This is a genomic window from Sphingomonas sp. (assembly GCF_965227385.1).
Classification (GTDB): domain Bacteria; phylum Pseudomonadota; class Alphaproteobacteria; order Sphingomonadales; family Sphingomonadaceae; genus Sphingomonas.
The window spans coordinates 2,268,866-2,285,594 of record NZ_OZ245750.1 but is presented as its reverse complement, the minus strand read 5'-3'; the positions used below and the strand labels follow the sequence as shown (position 1 = coordinate 2,285,594).

20 protein-coding genes and 1 other RNA gene are annotated in these 16,729 nt (G+C 66.9%); 10 read left to right on the top strand and 11 right to left on the bottom strand.

What is annotated here, in order from left to right:
* The first annotated feature begins 59 nt into the window (after window positions 1-59).
* Complete coding sequence (locus tag ACO05N_RS11140; RefSeq protein WP_422057152.1) at window positions 60-1,322, top strand: serine hydrolase domain-containing protein; 1,263 nt, start codon at window positions 60-62, stop codon at window positions 1,320-1,322.
* 33 nt (window positions 1,323-1,355) lie between these two features.
* On the opposite strand, the gene ACO05N_RS11135 is transcribed toward ACO05N_RS11140, so the two are convergent.
* On the bottom strand, window positions 1,356-1,727 hold the full coding sequence (locus ACO05N_RS11135; RefSeq protein ID WP_422057151.1) for a winged helix-turn-helix transcriptional regulator: 372 nt from the start codon (window positions 1,725-1,727) through the stop codon (window positions 1,356-1,358).
* A gap of 102 nt (window positions 1,728-1,829) precedes the next feature.
* On the opposite strand from ACO05N_RS11135, the gene ACO05N_RS11130 reads away from it, so the two are divergent.
* Window positions 1,830-2,591, top strand: a complete 762-nt coding sequence (locus ACO05N_RS11130) for an SDR family oxidoreductase (protein WP_422057150.1) — start codon at window positions 1,830-1,832, stop codon at window positions 2,589-2,591.
* 46 nt (window positions 2,592-2,637) lie between these two features.
* Here the strand turns inward: ACO05N_RS11130 and ACO05N_RS11125 are convergent, their stop codons facing one another.
* The gene (locus tag ACO05N_RS11125; protein WP_422057149.1) at window positions 2,638-3,030 is read right to left on the bottom strand and encodes a Mov34/MPN/PAD-1 family protein; all 393 of its coding nucleotides are present in this window, start codon (window positions 3,028-3,030) and stop codon (window positions 2,638-2,640) included.
* A gap of 18 nt (window positions 3,031-3,048) precedes the next feature.
* On the opposite strand from ACO05N_RS11125, the gene ACO05N_RS11120 reads away from it, so the two are divergent.
* The 3 genes from ACO05N_RS11120 (at window position 3,049) to mtgA (ending at window position 5,830) form a co-directional block, all read left to right on the top strand.
* Window positions 3,049-3,996 (top strand): RluA family pseudouridine synthase, encoded by a 948-nt coding sequence (locus ACO05N_RS11120; protein WP_422057148.1) that lies wholly within the window; start codon window positions 3,049-3,051, stop codon window positions 3,994-3,996.
* An 81-nt stretch (window positions 3,997-4,077) separates the two neighbouring features.
* A complete protein-coding gene (rpoH, locus tag ACO05N_RS11115) occupies window positions 4,078-4,983 on the top strand; it encodes an RNA polymerase sigma factor RpoH (RefSeq protein WP_066660419.1) in 906 nt (301 codons plus the stop codon).
* A 178-nt stretch (window positions 4,984-5,161) separates the two neighbouring features.
* On the top strand, window positions 5,162-5,830 hold the full coding sequence (gene mtgA / locus ACO05N_RS11110) for a monofunctional biosynthetic peptidoglycan transglycosylase (RefSeq protein WP_422058741.1): 669 nt from the start codon (window positions 5,162-5,164) through the stop codon (window positions 5,828-5,830).
* 96 nt (window positions 5,831-5,926) lie between these two features.
* Here the strand turns inward: mtgA and ACO05N_RS11105 are convergent, their stop codons facing one another.
* The 3 genes from ACO05N_RS11105 to ACO05N_RS11095 form a co-directional block, all read right to left on the bottom strand.
* Window positions 5,927-6,217, bottom strand: coding sequence for a hypothetical protein (locus ACO05N_RS11105; protein ID WP_422057147.1), 291 nt, complete (start codon window positions 6,215-6,217; stop codon window positions 5,927-5,929).
* An 80-nt stretch (window positions 6,218-6,297) separates the two neighbouring features.
* Window positions 6,298-6,621, bottom strand: a complete 324-nt coding sequence (locus ACO05N_RS11100; RefSeq protein ID WP_224920576.1) for a YbaB/EbfC family nucleoid-associated protein — start codon at window positions 6,619-6,621, stop codon at window positions 6,298-6,300.
* Window positions 6,618-8,240 (bottom strand): DNA polymerase III subunit gamma/tau, encoded by a 1,623-nt coding sequence (locus ACO05N_RS11095; protein WP_422057146.1) that lies wholly within the window; start codon window positions 8,238-8,240, stop codon window positions 6,618-6,620. Before ACO05N_RS11095 ends, ACO05N_RS11100 begins: the two co-directional genes overlap by 4 nt.
* A gap of 73 nt (window positions 8,241-8,313) precedes the next feature.
* On the opposite strand from ACO05N_RS11095, the gene ACO05N_RS11090 reads away from it, so the two are divergent.
* Complete coding sequence (locus tag ACO05N_RS11090; RefSeq protein WP_422057145.1) at window positions 8,314-9,300, top strand: hypothetical protein; 987 nt, start codon at window positions 8,314-8,316, stop codon at window positions 9,298-9,300.
* Here ACO05N_RS11090 and ffs read toward each other — a convergent pair.
* From ffs to ACO05N_RS11065, 5 genes are all read right to left on the bottom strand, one after another.
* Window positions 9,299-9,397, bottom strand: an RNA gene (gene ffs, locus ACO05N_RS11085) — signal recognition particle sRNA small type. The genes ACO05N_RS11090 and ffs overlap by 2 nt on opposite strands.
* Before the next feature lie 34 nt (window positions 9,398-9,431).
* Window positions 9,432-10,286, bottom strand: coding sequence for a class A beta-lactamase (bla, locus tag ACO05N_RS11080; RefSeq protein WP_422057144.1), 855 nt, complete (start codon window positions 10,284-10,286; stop codon window positions 9,432-9,434).
* Window positions 10,286-10,621, bottom strand: a complete 336-nt coding sequence (locus ACO05N_RS11075; RefSeq protein ID WP_422057143.1) for a 2Fe-2S iron-sulfur cluster-binding protein — start codon at window positions 10,619-10,621, stop codon at window positions 10,286-10,288. The genes bla and ACO05N_RS11075 overlap by 1 nt, the downstream gene beginning before the upstream one ends.
* Entirely contained in the window at window positions 10,618-11,712 is a 1,095-nt protein-coding gene (locus tag ACO05N_RS11070) for a cysteine desulfurase family protein (RefSeq protein ID WP_422057142.1), read from the bottom strand. The genes ACO05N_RS11075 and ACO05N_RS11070 overlap by 4 nt, the downstream gene beginning before the upstream one ends.
* Window positions 11,709-12,770: a cysteine desulfurase family protein gene (locus ACO05N_RS11065; protein WP_422058740.1), complete on the bottom strand. Its 1,062-nt coding sequence runs from the start codon at window positions 12,768-12,770 to the stop codon at window positions 11,709-11,711. Before ACO05N_RS11065 ends, ACO05N_RS11070 begins: the two co-directional genes overlap by 4 nt.
* Before the next feature lie 93 nt (window positions 12,771-12,863).
* On the opposite strand from ACO05N_RS11065, the gene ACO05N_RS11060 reads away from it, so the two are divergent.
* Both ACO05N_RS11060 and ACO05N_RS11055 read left to right on the top strand, forming a co-directional pair.
* Window positions 12,864-13,520: an alpha/beta hydrolase gene (locus ACO05N_RS11060; protein WP_422057141.1), complete on the top strand. Its 657-nt coding sequence runs from the start codon at window positions 12,864-12,866 to the stop codon at window positions 13,518-13,520.
* Between the two features lie 109 nt (window positions 13,521-13,629).
* Window positions 13,630-14,190, top strand: a complete 561-nt coding sequence (locus ACO05N_RS11055; RefSeq protein WP_422057140.1) for a lipocalin family protein — start codon at window positions 13,630-13,632, stop codon at window positions 14,188-14,190.
* A gap of 3 nt (window positions 14,191-14,193) precedes the next feature.
* On the opposite strand, the gene ACO05N_RS11050 is transcribed toward ACO05N_RS11055, so the two are convergent.
* Window positions 14,194-14,385, bottom strand: a complete 192-nt coding sequence (locus ACO05N_RS11050) for a hypothetical protein (protein ID WP_422057139.1) — start codon at window positions 14,383-14,385, stop codon at window positions 14,194-14,196.
* 163 nt (window positions 14,386-14,548) lie between these two features.
* On the opposite strand from ACO05N_RS11050, the gene ACO05N_RS11045 reads away from it, so the two are divergent.
* A complete protein-coding gene (locus tag ACO05N_RS11045; protein WP_422057138.1) occupies window positions 14,549-15,361 on the top strand; it encodes a ferredoxin--NADP reductase in 813 nt (270 codons plus the stop codon).
* 108 nt (window positions 15,362-15,469) lie between these two features.
* Window positions 15,470-16,684 (top strand): Gfo/Idh/MocA family protein, encoded by a 1,215-nt coding sequence (locus ACO05N_RS11040; protein WP_422057137.1) that lies wholly within the window; start codon window positions 15,470-15,472, stop codon window positions 16,682-16,684.
* Window positions 16,685-16,729: the final 45 nt, after the last annotated feature.

Sequence of the window (16,729 nt, the reverse complement as noted above, 5' to 3'; positions counted from 1 at the left end):
GACCATTCGCCGCTAGCGTCCGCCGCAATTCGATCGGGAGATTATGAATGCGGCATATGATGACAGCGTTGACCGCCCTTGCACTTGCGGCCCCGGCGGCACCGGCACTCGCCCAGACGCGTGCGACAGCCACCGACGCGGTGAAGCTCGATACCAAGCGGATCGACGCGATGCTGGCGAAGATGATCGCGGACGGTCGCGCGGTCGGCGGCTCGGTCCTGGTGTGGAAGGACGGGCGCGAGGTGCATTTCGCCGCGCGTGGTGTCGCCGATCGTGAGGCGAACCGCCCATTCGTCCGCGACACGCTGGTACAAATCTACTCGATGACCAAGCCCGTGACCGGCGTTGCGCTGATGCAGCTGTGGGAACAGGGCAAGTTCCGCCTCGACGATCCGCTCGCCCGTTACCTTCCCGATTTCGCGAATATGCAGGTTCAGGACGGCACCGGCCCCGATGGCAAGCCGCTGTGGCGCGCCGCCAGCCGCCCGATCACCATCCGCGACGTGCTGCGCCACACCGCCGGCTTTGCCTATGGCGACGGACCGACAGCGGCGCACAAGGCGTTCGCCGCCGCCGATCCGCTTAACCCGCAGAACACGCTGGCCGAATTCGGCCGCCGCTTGGCCAAGGTGCCCCTGCTCTCCGAACCCGGCACCGAATGGCATTACAGCGTGTCGGTCGACGTCCAGGCGCTGCTGGTCGAGCGCCTCAGCGGCATGAAGTTCACCGACTATGTCCAGAAGCACATTTTCGACCCGCTCAAGATGCGCGAGGCCGGCTGGCACCAGCCGATGGACCGCCTCCCCCGCTTCGCCGCAACCTATGTGAAGGGGCCAACCGGCATGACCCGCCAGCCCGAGGCGGCGATGCGCGAGCGCAACTTTCCCGGCGTGCCACTGACGATGGGCGGCGCGGGCATCGTCGCGCCGATCGACGATTACATGCGCTTTGCGCGGATGTTGCTGAACGGCGGCGAGCTGGACGGCGCCCGCCTGCTCAAGCCCGCGACGATCCGGCTGATGGCGACCGACATGCTCGATCCCGCGATCAAGGAACGCGAATGGCTGCCGGGCAAGATCGACGGCGGCTTCGGCGTCAACTTCGCCGTCCGCACCGCCCGCCCCGCCACGCCCGACCGCAACCGTGGCGCAGTCGGCGAATTCTTCTGGGACGGCGCGGCGAGCACGCTGTTCTGGGTCGATCCAGCGAATAACATGGCGGTGGTGTTCTTCGTCCAGACCTTCCCCTTCGACGGCACGCTCCACACCGACATCCGCAAGGCGGTGTACGGCGCGGACTATCTGGGACCGAAGGGGGATTGAGCACCGGCAGATCCTCCCCCGGGCGGGGGAGGATTATCGCCCGTCAAACCCCGCGCGCGCCTTCGACACGGCGTCGAGATTCGCCTCCGCCCACAGCCACACCCCGCAAAACGCCTCGCCCAGGCTCTCGCCCAGCGGTGTCAGGCGATAGTCCACGCGCGGCGGCACTACCGCGTGGACCGTGCGCGTCACCAGCCCGTCGCGCTCCATCCGCCGCAGCGTTTGCGTCAGCATCTTCTGGCTGATCCCGGGGATCGCGCGCGAAATCTGGGTGAAGCGCATCTCGCCGCCTTCATCGAGCGTTTCGAGCAGCAGCATCGTCCATTTGTCGGCGACCGCGCCGATCAGTTCATAGACTAGCGCATCGACGCGCGGGTCGCTCGCATGCCAATCGCCATCGCTCATCGTCCACACTCTCTTTTTGGTAAGTATAATTCTTTCGGGTGCCTTCTTTCGTATCGATAGCGCTGCCCTAAATCCCCGTCACCACCTTCCATGGAGACGCAGATGAAACAGTCCGGCAACACCATCCTCATCACCGGCGGCGGGTCGGGGATCGGCGAAGCGCTCGCCCATCGCCTGCACGATGCGGGCAACACCGTGATCGTCGCCGGCCGCCGCCGCGACGCGCTCGACGCCGCGATCGCCGGTCGCGCAAACATGCACGCCATGACGCTCGACATCGACAGCGCCGAAGCGATCGAGGCGTTCGCCGCCGAGGTCATTGCCGCGCACCCGAACCTCAACGTGCTGATCAACAATGCCGGGATCATGCGCTACGAGGGCCTTTCCGCGCGCCGCGACCTGAGCGATGCCGAGGCGACGATCACCACCAACCTGCTCGGCCCGATCCGCCTGACCAACGCGCTGGTCGATCATCTGAAGGCGCAGGACGACGCGGCAATCGTCAACGTCACCTCCGGCCTCGCCTTCGTGCCGTTGGTCATCGCCGCAACCTACAGCGCGACCAAGGCGGCGATCCACAGCTACACGCTCTCGCTGCGCGACGCGCTGGCGGGATCGGTGGAAGTGATCGAACTTGCCCCGCCCGCGGTGCAGACTGACCTCACCCCGGGCCAGCGCGAGCGTCCCGCCTATCAGCCGCTCGACGACTTCGCAGACGAAGTGATGGCCCTGTTCGGGCAGGAGCCGACGCCACAGGAAATCCTGGTCGAGCGCGTAAAGCCGCTGCGCTATGCCGAGGCCGACGGCCGCTTCGACGCGACACTCGCGCAGCTGACTGCGATGGTGAAGGGCGCGCAACATTGATCCCCGTCGCCCCGGCCTTGCGCCGGGGCCGGGCTTCTTCGACCGGTCAGACCAAGTCCACCCGCTCGAACCGCCCATGCAGCCCGCTCGCCCCTGCGCGCCATGCTGTCACGGCGTCCCCCGCGACGATGACCCAAATCTTCCCATCCGCCGCTGCCATCGCAGCATCGGTCGCGGACGGGGTCGCGTCGCCCGAGGGGTGTGAGTGCCAGTATCCGATCATCCGCTCCGCGCCCGCACGCTCCGCCTTCAACGCCGCGATCAGCGCGCCCGGATCGATCTCAAACCGCCGCGCCGGATCGTCCGCAACATTGTCCGTCACGCTCGCCCGCTCGACCCTGTCGGCACCGAACAGCAACCCGCACGCCTCCAGCGGCGCGGCTTCCGCTGCCGCCTGCTGAATTACATCGATAACACAGCTTGAAATCCGCAAACCCATGCCCATCTGCGTAGCGCAATGAACCGGGGGGTTTCCACACTCGAAGCGCGGATCGCGGATGCAGCGGATGGCTGGCGGCTCGACCGGGCTTTGGCGGATGCGCTCCCCACGCTGTCGCGTGAGCGGATCAAGGCGCTGATCTCCACCGGGAACGTCACCGGCCCCGATGGTCTGATCCGCGACCCGAAGAAGAAGGCGCCCGGCGGCGCGCTGTTCACGCTCAACGTCCCCGACCCCGAACCCGCGCATAACGAGGCGCAGGACATCGCGCTCAACGTGGTGTTCGAGGACGAGCATCTGATCGTCATCGACAAACAGGCGGGGCTGGTCGTCCACCCCGCAGCGGGCAATTTCGACGGGACGCTGGTCAACGCGCTGCTCCACCATTGCCAGGGCAGCCTGTCGGGCATCGGCGGGGTCGCGCGACCCGGCATCGTCCACCGCATCGACAAGGACACCTCGGGCCTGATGGTCGCGGCGAAGACCGATCGCGCACATGTCGGCCTCGCCCGCCAGTTCAAGGATCATTCGATCGACCGCCGCTATCAGGCGATCGTTTCGGGCCGACCGAAACTGTCAGGCGGATCCGTGGATGCGCCGCTTGCGCGCTCGCCGCAAAACCGCAAGAAGATCGCCATCCAGCCGGGTGGCAAGCGCGCGGTCACCCACTGGACGCTGGTGAAGCCGCTGTACGAGGCGGCGCTGGTCGAATGCCGGCTCGAAACCGGGCGCACGCATCAGGTGCGCGTGCACATGGCGTCGCTGGGTCATCCGTTGATCGGCGACCCGGTTTATGGTAGAACGAAGAAGGAACACCGGGAGGTGCTGGAAACCTTGGGTTTCCACCGCCAGGCCTTGCACGCCGCCCGGTTGGGGTTCATCCATCCGATCCATAGTAACGCTTTGGCGTTCGATAGCGAAATGCCTGCGGACATGCAGGAACTGAAGGATAAGCTCGACGTATAGATTTTGGCCCGTCGCAATGAGGGTCCACCGGCGTCCCCGCCTATGAAGGGGGGAAGCCCAGACAAAGGGAGTAGAGTTACCATGGCCAGCGGAAGCAACGTCCCGGCGACGATCCCGGCACTTGGCGGAGAGGCGAGCCTCAACCGCTATCTGGCGGAGATCAAGAAGTTTCCGATCCTCGCGCCCGAGCAGGAATATATGCTCGCGAAGCGCTTTCAGGAGCATGGCGACCCCGAAGCGGCCGCGCAGCTGGTCACCTCGCATCTGCGCCTCGTGGCGAAGATCGCGATGGGCTATCGCGGCTACGGCCTCCCGGTCAGTGAGCTGATTTCCGAAGGCAATATCGGCCTGATGCAGGGCGTGAAGAAGTTCGAGCCCGATCGCGGCTTCCGCCTCGCCACCTACGCGATGTGGTGGATCCGCGCATCGATCCAGGAATTCATCCTGCGCAGCTGGTCGCTCGTCAAGATGGGCACCACCGCCGCGCAGAAGAAGCTGTTCTTCAACCTCCGCCGGATGAAGGCCAAGCTCGATGCGTTCGAGGATGGCGACCTTAAGCCCGAGGATCTGGCCAAGATCGCCAAGGATCTGGGCGTGACCGAGGAAGAGGTCACGTCGATGAACCGCCGCATGGCGATGGGCGGCGACACGTCGCTCAACGTGCCGATGCGCGAGGATGGCGAAAGCCAGTGGCAGGACTGGCTGCAGGACGACAGCGCCCTGCAGGACGAGGTTGTTGCCGAGGCGCAGGAGGCCGATGTCCGCCACGGCATGCTGATCGAGGCGATGGACGAGCTCAACGAGCGTGAGAAGCACATCCTCACCGAACGCCGCCTGACCGACGATCCCAAGACGCTCGAAGAGCTGAGCCAGGTCTATGGCGTCAGCCGCGAACGCGTCCGCCAGATCGAGGTTCGGGCGTTCGAAAAGCTGCAAAAGGCGATGATGCGCCTGGCGGGCGACCGCCGGTTGCTGACGGTCGGCTGAGCGTTCGGCCGCGGGACGGGTGCAGCAGGACGATCGTGATACGGGCGGCTCGACGCCGGGTGTACCACGCCCGGGTCCGCCGCTCGGTCCGCGTCCCCTGCCCGATCTCGGCCATCTCGACGGAATCGGTATCCAGCCCGTGAAACCCAAAAAGCCGCGCAAGCCGATCGCCCGCCGCATGATCGGCTGGCTGTTCAAGGGCGCACTGGCGTTCGTGCTGGTTTCGGTGGCGATGGTTACGCTGTACCGCTTCGTACCCCCGCCCTTCACGCTGACGATGATGGGCGACATTTTCACCGGCCATGGCATGACCAAGAAATGGGTGCCGCTGTCGCGCATCGACGCGGACATGGCGCGCGCCGCGATCGCGGCAGAGGACAGCAGCTTCTGCTCCCACTCTGGCTTCGATTATGACTCGATCGCCGCCGCGATGCTGCGCAATGCCCAGGGCGGGAAAGTGCTGCGCGGCGGGTCGACGATCAGCCAGCAGACGGCAAAGAATGTCTTCCTGTGGCAGGGCGGCGGCTATTTCCGCAAGGCGCTGGAAGCGTGGTTCGCTGTCCTGATCGAGAATATTTGGGGCAAGCGCCGCATCATGGAAGTTTACCTGAACGTCGCCGAAACCGGCATCGGCACCTATGGCGCCGAAGCGGGCGCGCGTCGGTATTTCAAGAAGGGCGCCGGGAACCTGACCCGCGCCGAAGCGGCGCGCATCGCCGCGGTCTTACCGCTGCCCAAGAAGCGGGCGGCCACCGCCCCTAAGGGCTTCACCCGCCGCTATGGTAACTCGATCGCGGCGCGGATCGGCGTCGTCCAGCGCGAGGGCCTCGACGCCTGCTTACGCTAGGGAGAGGGCATGACGGATCGCCGAAGTGGCAAAACGTCAGTCGACCCGACATGCCCTCCCTACGCCCCTCCTACACGATAGGAGGGTGAGCAGGTCTTATTTTTTCTCCGCAGGAACCGCCTTGTCGATCGCGTCGCCGGCCTTTTCCGCCGTATCGCCGACGGCCTGCGCGGCCTCGGTGATTGCCGCATCCTTGCGGCTCTCGGAATTATTGCCGAGGAAGTAGAAGGCGCCAACCACGACGATCACCAGTGCGATGATCCCAAGGATCAGCCCGCCCCCACCACCGCGCCGCTCAATCACCGTGGTGCCGCCACCTGCGTTGCGCTCGGTCACGCGTTCGGCGGTCACGCCGTCGGTCCGCTCGACAATCCGTTCTTCAGCCATGTCTCATCTCCCAACAGGAACATTGGCGGGCCAACGCGGCGGACCAAGCCATTGTTCCCGTTGTGAAATGTTCAGGTGTTTCAGAACGGCAGCTTGAATCCGGGGGGCAGAGGGATCCCGCTGGAAAGCTTCGACATTTCCGCCGACGCCGCCGCATCCGCCTTGGCCCGTGCATCGTTGAGCGCGGCCGCGACCAGGTCCTCCAGCATCTGCTTTTCCGACGGCGCGAGCAGCGATTCGTCGATATCGACGCCGATGATCCGGCCCTTGGCGCTCGCCTTGACCTTGACCAGCCCGCCGCCCGACGCGCCCTCGACCTCGATCCCGTCGAGGTTGGCCTGCGCCTTGGTCAGCTCGTTCTGGACGTTCTGCGCCATCGCCATGATGTCTTCGATACTCTTCACCCAAACCTCCTGTTTTCGCGGGTCCAGCCGATCAGCTCGGCATCGGGAAAGGCTTCAAGCGCCGCGGCAACCACGGGCGAAGCCAGCACGGCATCGCGCTCCGCCGCCTCGCGCTCCGCGCGCTCTTCGTTCAACGTCTTCTGGCCCGGCGCATCGGTGACCCGCAGCGACCAGCGCTTGCCCAGCACGCGCCGCAGCACGCTTTCGAAATCATGGACCAGGTCGGCGGGCAGCCCGTGGCTGCTGACCTCGACCACCGGTTCTTCCAACCGGATCGGGCGGACAAGGTTCCGCACGCGCGCAGCAAGATGCTCCTCATGCGCCGCCGCCAGTCGCTCGACCAGTTCGGCCATGTTGCGCGGCGCGGGCGCTTCAGCGGGGGCCGATGGCGTCGCGGCAGGAGCCGGGCCGCCCATCGGCGCCCCCTCGGCAATCTTGCGCGCCAGCTCGCCCGGATCGGGCAGGGTCGATGCGTGGATCACGCGCAACAGCGCCATTTCGCACGCCTCGATCGGCAGCGCCGCGCGGATCACCTCGTCATGCCCCTTGAGCAGCAGCTGCCACAGCCGGTGGAGCGCCGGGAAGCCGAGCTTCCCCGCCCATTCGGCCAGCGCCGCGCTTTCCTCCGTCGCCTGTCCCGGGATCACCGCATTGCCGAGCTTCGCCAGCGTCACGCGATGCACCATCTCGAGCAGCGATTTCAGCACCGCCTGCGGATCGACGCCCAGATCATATTGCCCGCGCAGCGCCGCCAGCGCGCCCGCGGCATCGCCCGCGATCACCAGAGCGAACAAGTCGCGGATCGCATTGCGGTCGGACAGGCCCAGCATGTCGCGCACTGCGTCGGCCGTGACTGCCCCGCCCTCCATCCCGGCATGGGCAATCGCCTGGTCGAGGATCGAGAGGCCGTCGCGCGCCGATCCTTCCGCCGCGCGCGCGATCATCGCCAGCGCCTCGGGCTCTGCCTGCGCGCCTTCCTTCTCGACCACCTCGCCGAAATGCGCCGCGAGCTTTTCCGCCGGAATCCGCCGAAGGTCGAACCGCTGGCACCGCGACAGCACCGTCACCGGCACCTTCTGCACCTCGGTCGTCGCGAACAGGAATTTCACATGCCCCGGCGGCTCTTCCAGCGTCTTCAGAAGCGCGTTGAACGCGTTCTTCGACAGCATGTGCACTTCGTCGATGATGTAGATCTTGTACCGCGCCGAAACCGCCGAATAGCGCGATGCATCGATGATCTCGCGCACATCGTCGACGCCGGTATGGCTGGCGGCATCCATCTCGATCACGTCGATATGCCGCCCTTCGGCAATCGCGCGGCACGGCTCGCACACCCCGCACGGATCGATCGTCGGCCCGCCCTGCCCGTCCGGGCCGATGCAGTTGAGCGCCTTGGCGATCAGCCGCGCGGTCGACGTCTTGCCGACCCCGCGCACCCCGGTCAGCAAAAACGCATGCGCCAGCCGGTCGCGCCGGATCGCGTTCCCCAGCGTCTGCACCATCGCATCCTGCCCGATCAGCTCGGCAAAAGTCTGCGGCCGGTATTTGCGCGCAAGCACGCGATACACGCTGTCGCGCGGCTGCGGTGGTTCGTCGAGGCCAAGGAATGAGTCGGACATTGCGGAGCTATCTAGACATGCACGCGCGCGATGTCGAAGCTAGAAGGGGCTGGACACGACGGGGGATTTGAAAATGCGCTGGCTGCTGTTGTTCGCCGCGATGATGCTGCAGGTCGACATCGCCGCAGCACAGGAACCGACCATAGCTGCCCAGTGCACCCCCGCCGGCGGGTTCGGCGAGAGTTTCGGCAGCACCGAATTCGCCGGGCGCGTGCGCAGCACGGCGGGTAACCGGATTACCTTCGACCCCATCTCTCCGGTCGCACCTTATACCACCTATGATGCGGGCGTCACGCGGTGGGGCCGGGCGATCTTCCGGGTCGGCGCAGTGGCCGAATATGCGGACAAGGCCACCGCACGTGCCGCCTATACCGCGGTCGTCGATGCGGTCGCCGCGCTGGGATGGGCGCGCACGACAGACGGCGAAACAGTGGAGTTCGTGTCCGACCCTTCGGGCAAGTCGGGGGTCAAGTTTTCGATCTCGCTGTTTGGGGCAGGGGTGTGGCTCGACTGCACCGATCGCGCCGGCGAGGCACTGGCCTATAAGGAAGCATTCGGCCCAGCGCCTGCACTGACCCAGCGCCCCGAACGCCCGCGGCTTCCGATCTTCCCCGTGCTCCCCGTCGAAGCCGACTGCGCCATTGCCGCCAAGCGCGATGCGATCCTGGCCGATCCGACGCTACAGCTGGAAGCGGTCATGAATTTCGCGGATCCGCTGCTGAAACATGCCGAGCTGCTGTCGGAGTGGAAAGGCCAACAGCTGGTCAAGCGGGGCGTGTGGACCGAACAGCGCCGGACGGAATTCTGGCTCAAATTCCTCGAAGACCCGAAATTCGCCGCGTCCGTCGGCAAAAGTATGGACGGTCTGACCGCGATGCTGGAAACGCTGACCAAGATGGGCGACGCGCAACAGCGTGGCGACGCAACCGGCCAATGCCGCACTGCGGTTCAGGTCGTCGCGCAAATGGTTGCAATCGTGAAGACCGTCGAAGTCCAGTGGAAAATTGTACACGAAGCCTACGCGCTGGAGGCGGCGCGGCTCGGTGTAACGCTGGAGTGAAGGTGGGAGCCGGGACGACCCGACACGAAAATCGTTACGGCTGCTTCCTTCCGGACCTGACCGGGTTGGCGACGGCATCGTCCGCCCGACTCCCGCGGCGCATATGGGGGAAACGATTGCCGGACGCAAGATCAGGCGAACAACGCCCCGACCAGCTCCCCCACCTTCGCATGCGCCGCATTCGCCTTGGCCGCATCCAGACCCGGCGCATCGAGGTAGCAGGCGATCAGGATCGGCTTGCGCCCCGGCGGGGTCGCGATTGCGATCGTGTTGAAATAGCCTTCGCCGCTGGTCCCGGTCTTGTCGCCGACGCGCCAGCTCTTGGGCAGCCCGGCGCGCAACCGGTCCTTGCCGGTCGGCGACGCTTCCATCCAGCCGATGAGCTTCGCGCGCGACGCTGGCGACAACACATCGCCCAGCAGCAACCGATTCATCAGCCACAGCATCGCCTCGGGCGTGGTCGTATCGCGCACCTCGCCATTGCGGACATTGTTGAGCGACGGTTCGTCGCGGTCCGATCGGGTCAGCCGGTCGCCCGCGTCGCGGATGAACTTGGTCAGACCGCGCGGTCCCGAAATCTGCCCGAACAACAGGTTGGCGGCGCTGTTGTCGCTCATCACCACCGCCGCTTCGCACAGCGCGTCGATCGACAGCGCCCCCTTGGCGAGGTTCGCCTTCACGACCGGCGCATAGTCGAGAAGGTCCGCCTCACCGAACCGAATCTCGCGCGCCAGATCGAGCTCGCCGCGATCCACGCGCGCCAGCACAGCGGCGACCAGCGGCACCTTGAAGGTCGAGCACATCGCAAAACGCGCCTCTGCCCCGTCCGAAAAGCGCCGCCCGGTGCCGCTGTCATAGACGGCAACCCCCAGCCGCCCACCAGTCTCGGCGCGGATGCGGTCGAACGGCCCCACCCTCTGCGCAAACGCGGGAACGGCGGCGAGCGCGGCGGCGCCCGCAATCACGGTGCGGCGAGTCGTCATCATCATCGTCCCTGCATATCACGATGTTCTGAAGGCAGGCTGACCGTCAGCCCGTCCAGCTCCGGCGTCAGCACGATCTGGCACGACAGGCGGCTGGTCCGCGTCGCCCCGACGGCAAGGTCGAGCATATCCTCTTCCTCCTCGCTCGCCTGCGGCAGCCGGGCGAAATCCTCCGCCGCGACGATCACGTGACAGGTGGAGCAGGCCATCTGCCCCTCGCACGTCCCCTCCAGCGGCATGCCGCGCGCCTGGCCGACCTCGAGCAGCCGGTCGCCCGCTGCCGCCTCGGCTTCGACGGCAAGCGCCCCATCGGGGGTCAGGAACCGCACCTTGATCATGCCGCAATCCTCTGCGCGCGGGCGGCGGCGTCGATGCGCTGGATGGCGTCCAACAGATCCTCCTCAGTGGTATAGCGACCAAAGCCCAGCCGGATGCTCGACCGCGCCTCGGCCTCGCTCAGGCCCAATGCCTGCAACACATGGCTCGGTCGACCCGATCCGCTGGCACAGGCCGACCCGGCCGAAAACGCGATGTCGCGCAGCTCGGACATCAGCCGCGCGACGTCCAGCCCCGGATAGTGCAGGTTGAGATTGCCGGGATAGCGCTCATCCTTGGACCCGTTGAGCGTCCAGCCTGCGCTGCCCAGCGCCTGAAACCCCGCGCGGAACAGCTGCGCCGCATGCGCGCGATCCGCGCCGAACCGCTGCTTGGCCAGCGCCGCCGCCGCACCAAACCCCGCGCACAACGCCGGCGATAGCGTCCCGGACCGCCCGCCCGGCTCCTGCCCGCCACCGTGCAGCAAAGGCTCCAACGTTACACCGTCGCGCACCCACAGCGCGCCGACGCCCTTCGGCCCGTGAATCTTGTGCGCCGACACCGCGACCAGATCGACCCCATCCGGGATCGCGACGCGACCGAATCCCTGCACGGCATCGGTCAGCATCAGCGCGCCCGCCGCCCTGGCCAGCTCCGCCAGCGCATCGACCGGCTGGATCACCCCGACCTCGTTATTGACCAGCATCGCCGCGACCAGCCCGGTCCCCGGCCCGATCGCGTCGCGCGCGGCGTTGAGGTCGACCAGCCCCTCCGGCCCGACCGGCAGCACCGTCACCGCGCGCCCGCGCCGCGCCTCCGCCGCCACCGTGTCCAGCACGGCGGCATGTTCGGTCGCGATCGTCACGATCCCGCCGGTCGTGCCCTTGATCGCCCAGTTGAGCGCCTCGGTCGCGCCGCTCGTAAAACTCACCGTCCCGCCAGCGGGCATCAGGCCCGCGACCTGTTCCCGCGCCACCTCGACCGCTGCCTTGGCCTTGCGCCCGGGCGCATGCGCCGAATGCGGATTGGCAAAGTCGTCGCCCAGCCACGGCAGCATCGCATCGCGCGCCTCGGGCGCGAGCGGCGTCGTCGCCTGATAGTCGAGATAGATCATGCCGCCCGCACCCGCGCTTCTTCGGCGATCGTGCGCCACAGTGCCGCGAACGCATCGACCTCTGCTTCGGTCGTCGTCCGCCCCAAACTCACCCGCACCACCTCACGCAGCGCCGGCTCGTCCCATCCCATCGCGGTCAGCACATGGCTCGGCCGCAGGCTGCCCGAAGCGCACGCGCTCCCCGCCGACACCGAAATCCCGGCCAGATCGAACCGGATCAGCTGCGCCGCCGACGACACGCCCGGCATGCGATACGCACCGATCAGCGGGCTGCGCGGACTGGCCGCCCCGACCACCTCGACACCCGGCAACGCCGCCTCCAGCCGCGCGCGCAGCCGCGTCATCGCGCCCAAATCCTCCGGCACCGCCAGCGCGGCGGCATAGCCCAAAGCGCCCGGCAGGTTCTCCGTCCCCGCGCGATAGCCCTTTTCCTGCCCCCCGGTCGGGATCAGCTTGCCGAAGTCCCGCACCAGCAGCGCACCCACGCCCGGCGGCCCGCCACGCTTGTGCGCCGATACGACCACCAGATCGGCCTGCTTGATCGCAGGATCGGCCCCGGCCGGCATCTGCGCCGCATCGACGATCAACGTGCCGCCCGCCGCATGGACGATCTCCGCGATCTCAGCAATCGGCTGGCGCACCCCGGTCTCACTGTTCGCCCATTGCACGCACAACGCCGTATCCGGCCCCACCGCCGCCTTCAGCGCGTCGCGGTCGATGATGCCGTTCGTATCCACCGGCAGCGTCCGCGCGCCCTCCGCCAGCCGCAGTACCGCATCATGCTCGACCGCCGTGATCAGCGTCGTGCGCGCCATGCTCCGCCGCAGCGCGATGTGCAGCGCCTCGCTCGCCCCACTGGTAAAGATCAGCTCATGCGGCCAGCCATAGGCGCCCGCCACCGCGCGCCGCGCACCTTCCAGCGCCGCGCGCGCCGCGCGCCCCTCGGCATGGGGTGAGGACGGATTGGCCCAATACGCCATGCCTTCAGTCACCGCAGCCTGCGCCTCGGGCAGCATCGGCGTGGTCGCGGCATGGTCCAGATAGATGCGGTCGGTCAGGAGAATCGTTCCAATTGCTTGTCGGGGCGTGAAGTCTATATAGCCTGCACCCGTTTCCGCGCTACCGCGCGCCCATCATAGAGCAGGTCCACTTTGCCCGAAGTCATCATCCCCGGTCCCGAAGGCCGCCTCGAAGGGCGTTTCGCCCCCGCCCCCCGCCCCCGCGCACCGGTCGCGATGATCCTGCATCCGCATCCCAATGCGGGCGGCACGATGAACAACCGCATCGTGCAGGAGCTGTACAAGACGTTCCAGCGCCGCGGCTTCGCGACACTGCGCTTCAACTTTCGCGGCGTCGGCAAGAGCCAGGGGACGTTCGACAACGGCATCGGCGAGCTGAGCGACGCCGCGTCCGCGCTCGACTGGGTGCAGAGCTTCCACCCCGAAGCCTCGACCACCTGGATCGCCGGCGTCAGCTTCGGGGCTTGGATCGGCATGCAGCTGCTGATGCGCCGCCCGGAAATCCGCGGCTTCATCTCGGTCGCGCCGCCCGCCAACATGTACGACTTCACCTTCCTCGCCCCCTGCCCCAGCTCGGGCATCATCATCCAGGGTGAGGGCGACGAAGTGGTGACGCCCAACGCGGTGCAAAAGCTGGTCGACAAGCTGCGCACGCAAAAGCACATCACCATCCACCACGACACGATTCCCCACGCCAACCATTTCTTCGAACATGAAATGGACCAGCTGATGCGCAGCGTGGACAGTTATCTCGACATGCGCCTCGACCCCAATTCGCCGATCCGGTGAGGCACCAACTCCTTCTCAGGCCCCTCCCGCTTGCGGGAGGGGTTGGGGAGGGTCTTCTTCTGCTTCTTCCTGCTTGCTTACAGGCCATAGCCCGAAGCATGATCGCCCCATGAAGCAATCCACCGCGATCAAGATCGCCGCCGGCGTCGCCGCTGCCACCATTGGCGGCCTGTTTCTCTACTCCCGCGCGACGCGCCCGCCGGTGATCAACCCGAAGGCGCCGGAGCCCGCCAAGCCGGTCGACCTGACCCGCTACGTCGGCACCTGGTACGAACTCGCCCGGCACGAGAATCGCTTCCAGAAGGGCATGGACTCGGTCACCGCCGACTATGGCCTAGAACCGAACGGCAAGGTCAGCATCGTCAACAGCGGCATCCGCGCCGGCGAAACCGAACGCGATGTCAGCGAAGGCACCGCGATCGTCGTCGACGAGGGCACCAACGCCAAGCTCAAGGTCTCCTTCTTCGGCCCGCTCTACACCGGCGATTACTGGGTGCTCGACCATGGCGACGATTACGACTGGTCGATCGTCGGCGAGCCGTCGGGTCGCTATCTCTGGCTCCTCGCCCGCGATCCCCACCCCGATCCCGCTTTGCTCCAGCGGCTCCTCACGCGCGTCGAAGAACTGGGCTATGACCGCTGGGCGCTGCGCATCACGCAGCAGGGGTGATCGTCACACCGTCCAGATCAGCACATTCCCGACCAGCACCACCGCGCACACGATCATCAGCAACCCCTTGGTCCGGTTGCCGCCCGCGCCGTCACCCTTGCGGATCATCGTCACCCCGCCCCACACCAGCACCACCGCCGCGATCAGCAGCAGCGAGAGGGTCATGTTGGCGGCGGTCGACAGTTCGGGGCGCATGCTGCCCTCCTGCCGCGCTTTCCCGCAGCCGTCGAGTCGCCGCGTGGTTAATGCGATTGACTCGCAACACGCCGCCTGCCAAGGGCTGCTGAAAGTTTAGCCTTCCACCGCCCTAGCCAGAAAAGGTTGCGCCGCGCACCGCTGGCATCTAGCCGAGCCCGCAATGTCTGACCGTAACGCCATCCCCCTCGCCCCGTCCGCCGCGCTGACCGTGGAGACCGTGCTCAGCGTCCGTCACTGGAACGAGCATCTGTTCAGCTTCACCATCACGCGTCCGCAAAGCTTCCGGTTCCGCTCGGGCGAATTCGTGATGCTGGGCCTGCCCGGCGAAGCGCGCCCGCTGCTGCGCGCCTATTCGATCGCCAGCCCCGCCTGGGCCGAGGAACTGGAATTCCTCTCGATCAAGGTGCCCGACGGCCCGCTGACGTCGAAGCTTCAGCTGATCCAGCCGGGCGACCAGCTGTTCCTCGGCCGCAAGCCGACCGGCACGCTCGTCACCGACGCGCTGCTGCCCGGCAAGCGCCTGTTCTTCCTCTCGACCGGCACCGGCCTCGCGCCGTTCCTCAGCCTGGCGCGCGATCCCGACGTCTATGAGATGTTCGACCAGGTCCAGCTGGTCCACTCGGTCCGCCGCGTCAGCGACCTCGCCTTCCGTGAGGAGCTGGAGGCACAGCTCGCCGGCGACCCGCTGGTACAGGATCAGGCGCTGGTCCAGTTCAGCTACCTGCCCACCGTCACGCGTGAGCCGTTCCCGACAAACCAGCGCATCGGCACACTGATCGAAAACGGCGCGCTGTTCACGGGCCCCAACATGGCGGGCGAAAAGCGCCTCGACCCCGAAACCGACCGCATCATGCTGTGCGGCAGCATGGAGATGATCAAGGATCTCTCGGCGATGCTCGACGGCATGGGCTTCGAGGAAGGCTCCAACAGCAAGCCCGGCCATTACGTCATCGAACGCGCCTTCGTCGGCTGACCGTCACAATCCTCCCCCGTCAGGGGGAGGATTATTGGCTTGCCCGATTGCCCACTGCACCGTGGTAACGCTATCATCCCCGCCGACACACCATCGGAGAGGACGGCGATGCCCCACACCATCTCGCGACGCAGCTTCATCGAAGCCACCGGCGCCCTGGCCGCCACGCTGACCACCACCGCGAGCGCGACGTCGCCCGTCCAATCCACCGCCGCCCAGCTCAAGGGTCAGCCCCTCCCGGGCGGCGTCCGCCTTCCCGCAACCCCACCGCGCCGCAAGCGCGACGACAGCGTCGGCATCGCGATCATCGGCCTGGGCGGCTATGCCCTCAACCAGATCATGCCGCGCATCGATCATGCCGAGCGCATGCACATCGCCGCGCTCGTCTCCGGCAACCCGGCCAAGCTGGCTCAGGTCGGCGACGCCTATGGCGTGCCCACCGACGCGCGCTATTCCTACGCAGACTTCGACAGGATCGTCGCCGATGACCGCATCCAGGCGGTCTACGTCATCCTCCCCACCGCCTTTCACGCCGACTTCACGATCCGCGCGTTTGCCGCGGGCAAGCATGTGCTGTGCGAAAAGCCGATGGCGCTATCCAGCACCGAATGCGAAGCGATGATCGCCGCCGGCCGCCGTGCCAACCGCAAGCTGATGATCGCCTATCGCTGCCATTTCGAGCCGTACAATGTCGAAGCGATGCGCCTGATGCGCGAGAAGGCAGTCGGCACCATCCGCCTGATCCGCACCGACCAGTCCTACCGCGCCGGCCCCACCACCCCGGCGCAAAACTGGCGCTTCAACCGCGCCCTCGCCGGCGGCGGCCCGCTCGAGGATTACGGCATCTACGGCCTGCAATCCGCCCTCTATCTCAGCGGCGAGATGCCCGAGAGCATCAGCGCCGCGACCTTCCAGCCAAAGGGCGACCCGCGCTTCGCCGAAATCTTCGCGCATGTCGCGACGCAGCTGACCTTCCCCTCGGGCGCGGTCGCCCAGCTCGCCACGTCCTACGACGCGGCCGGAGCCAATCTCGCGCAGGTGCGCGGTACCGACGGCACCCTCATCATAGACCCCGCCACCGGCTATGCCGGGCACCGGATGCGGATCGAAGGCCGCGACGCCCGTGACTTCACCCCCGGCGACCCCACCACGCAGTTCGCCGCCCAGCTCAACCACTTCGCAAACGCCATTCGCGACGACACGCCGATCCTGACCGGCGGCGAGATGGGCCTGCGCGACATCCGCCTGATCGAGGCGATCTATGCCTCGGCGCGGGAGGGGCGGACGGTGAAGCTGGCGCCGGATGGGCGGATGCGGGGGTAAGAGTCGCGGGAGGCCCGGCCACCCCCGGAGCAACCATCTGCGCAA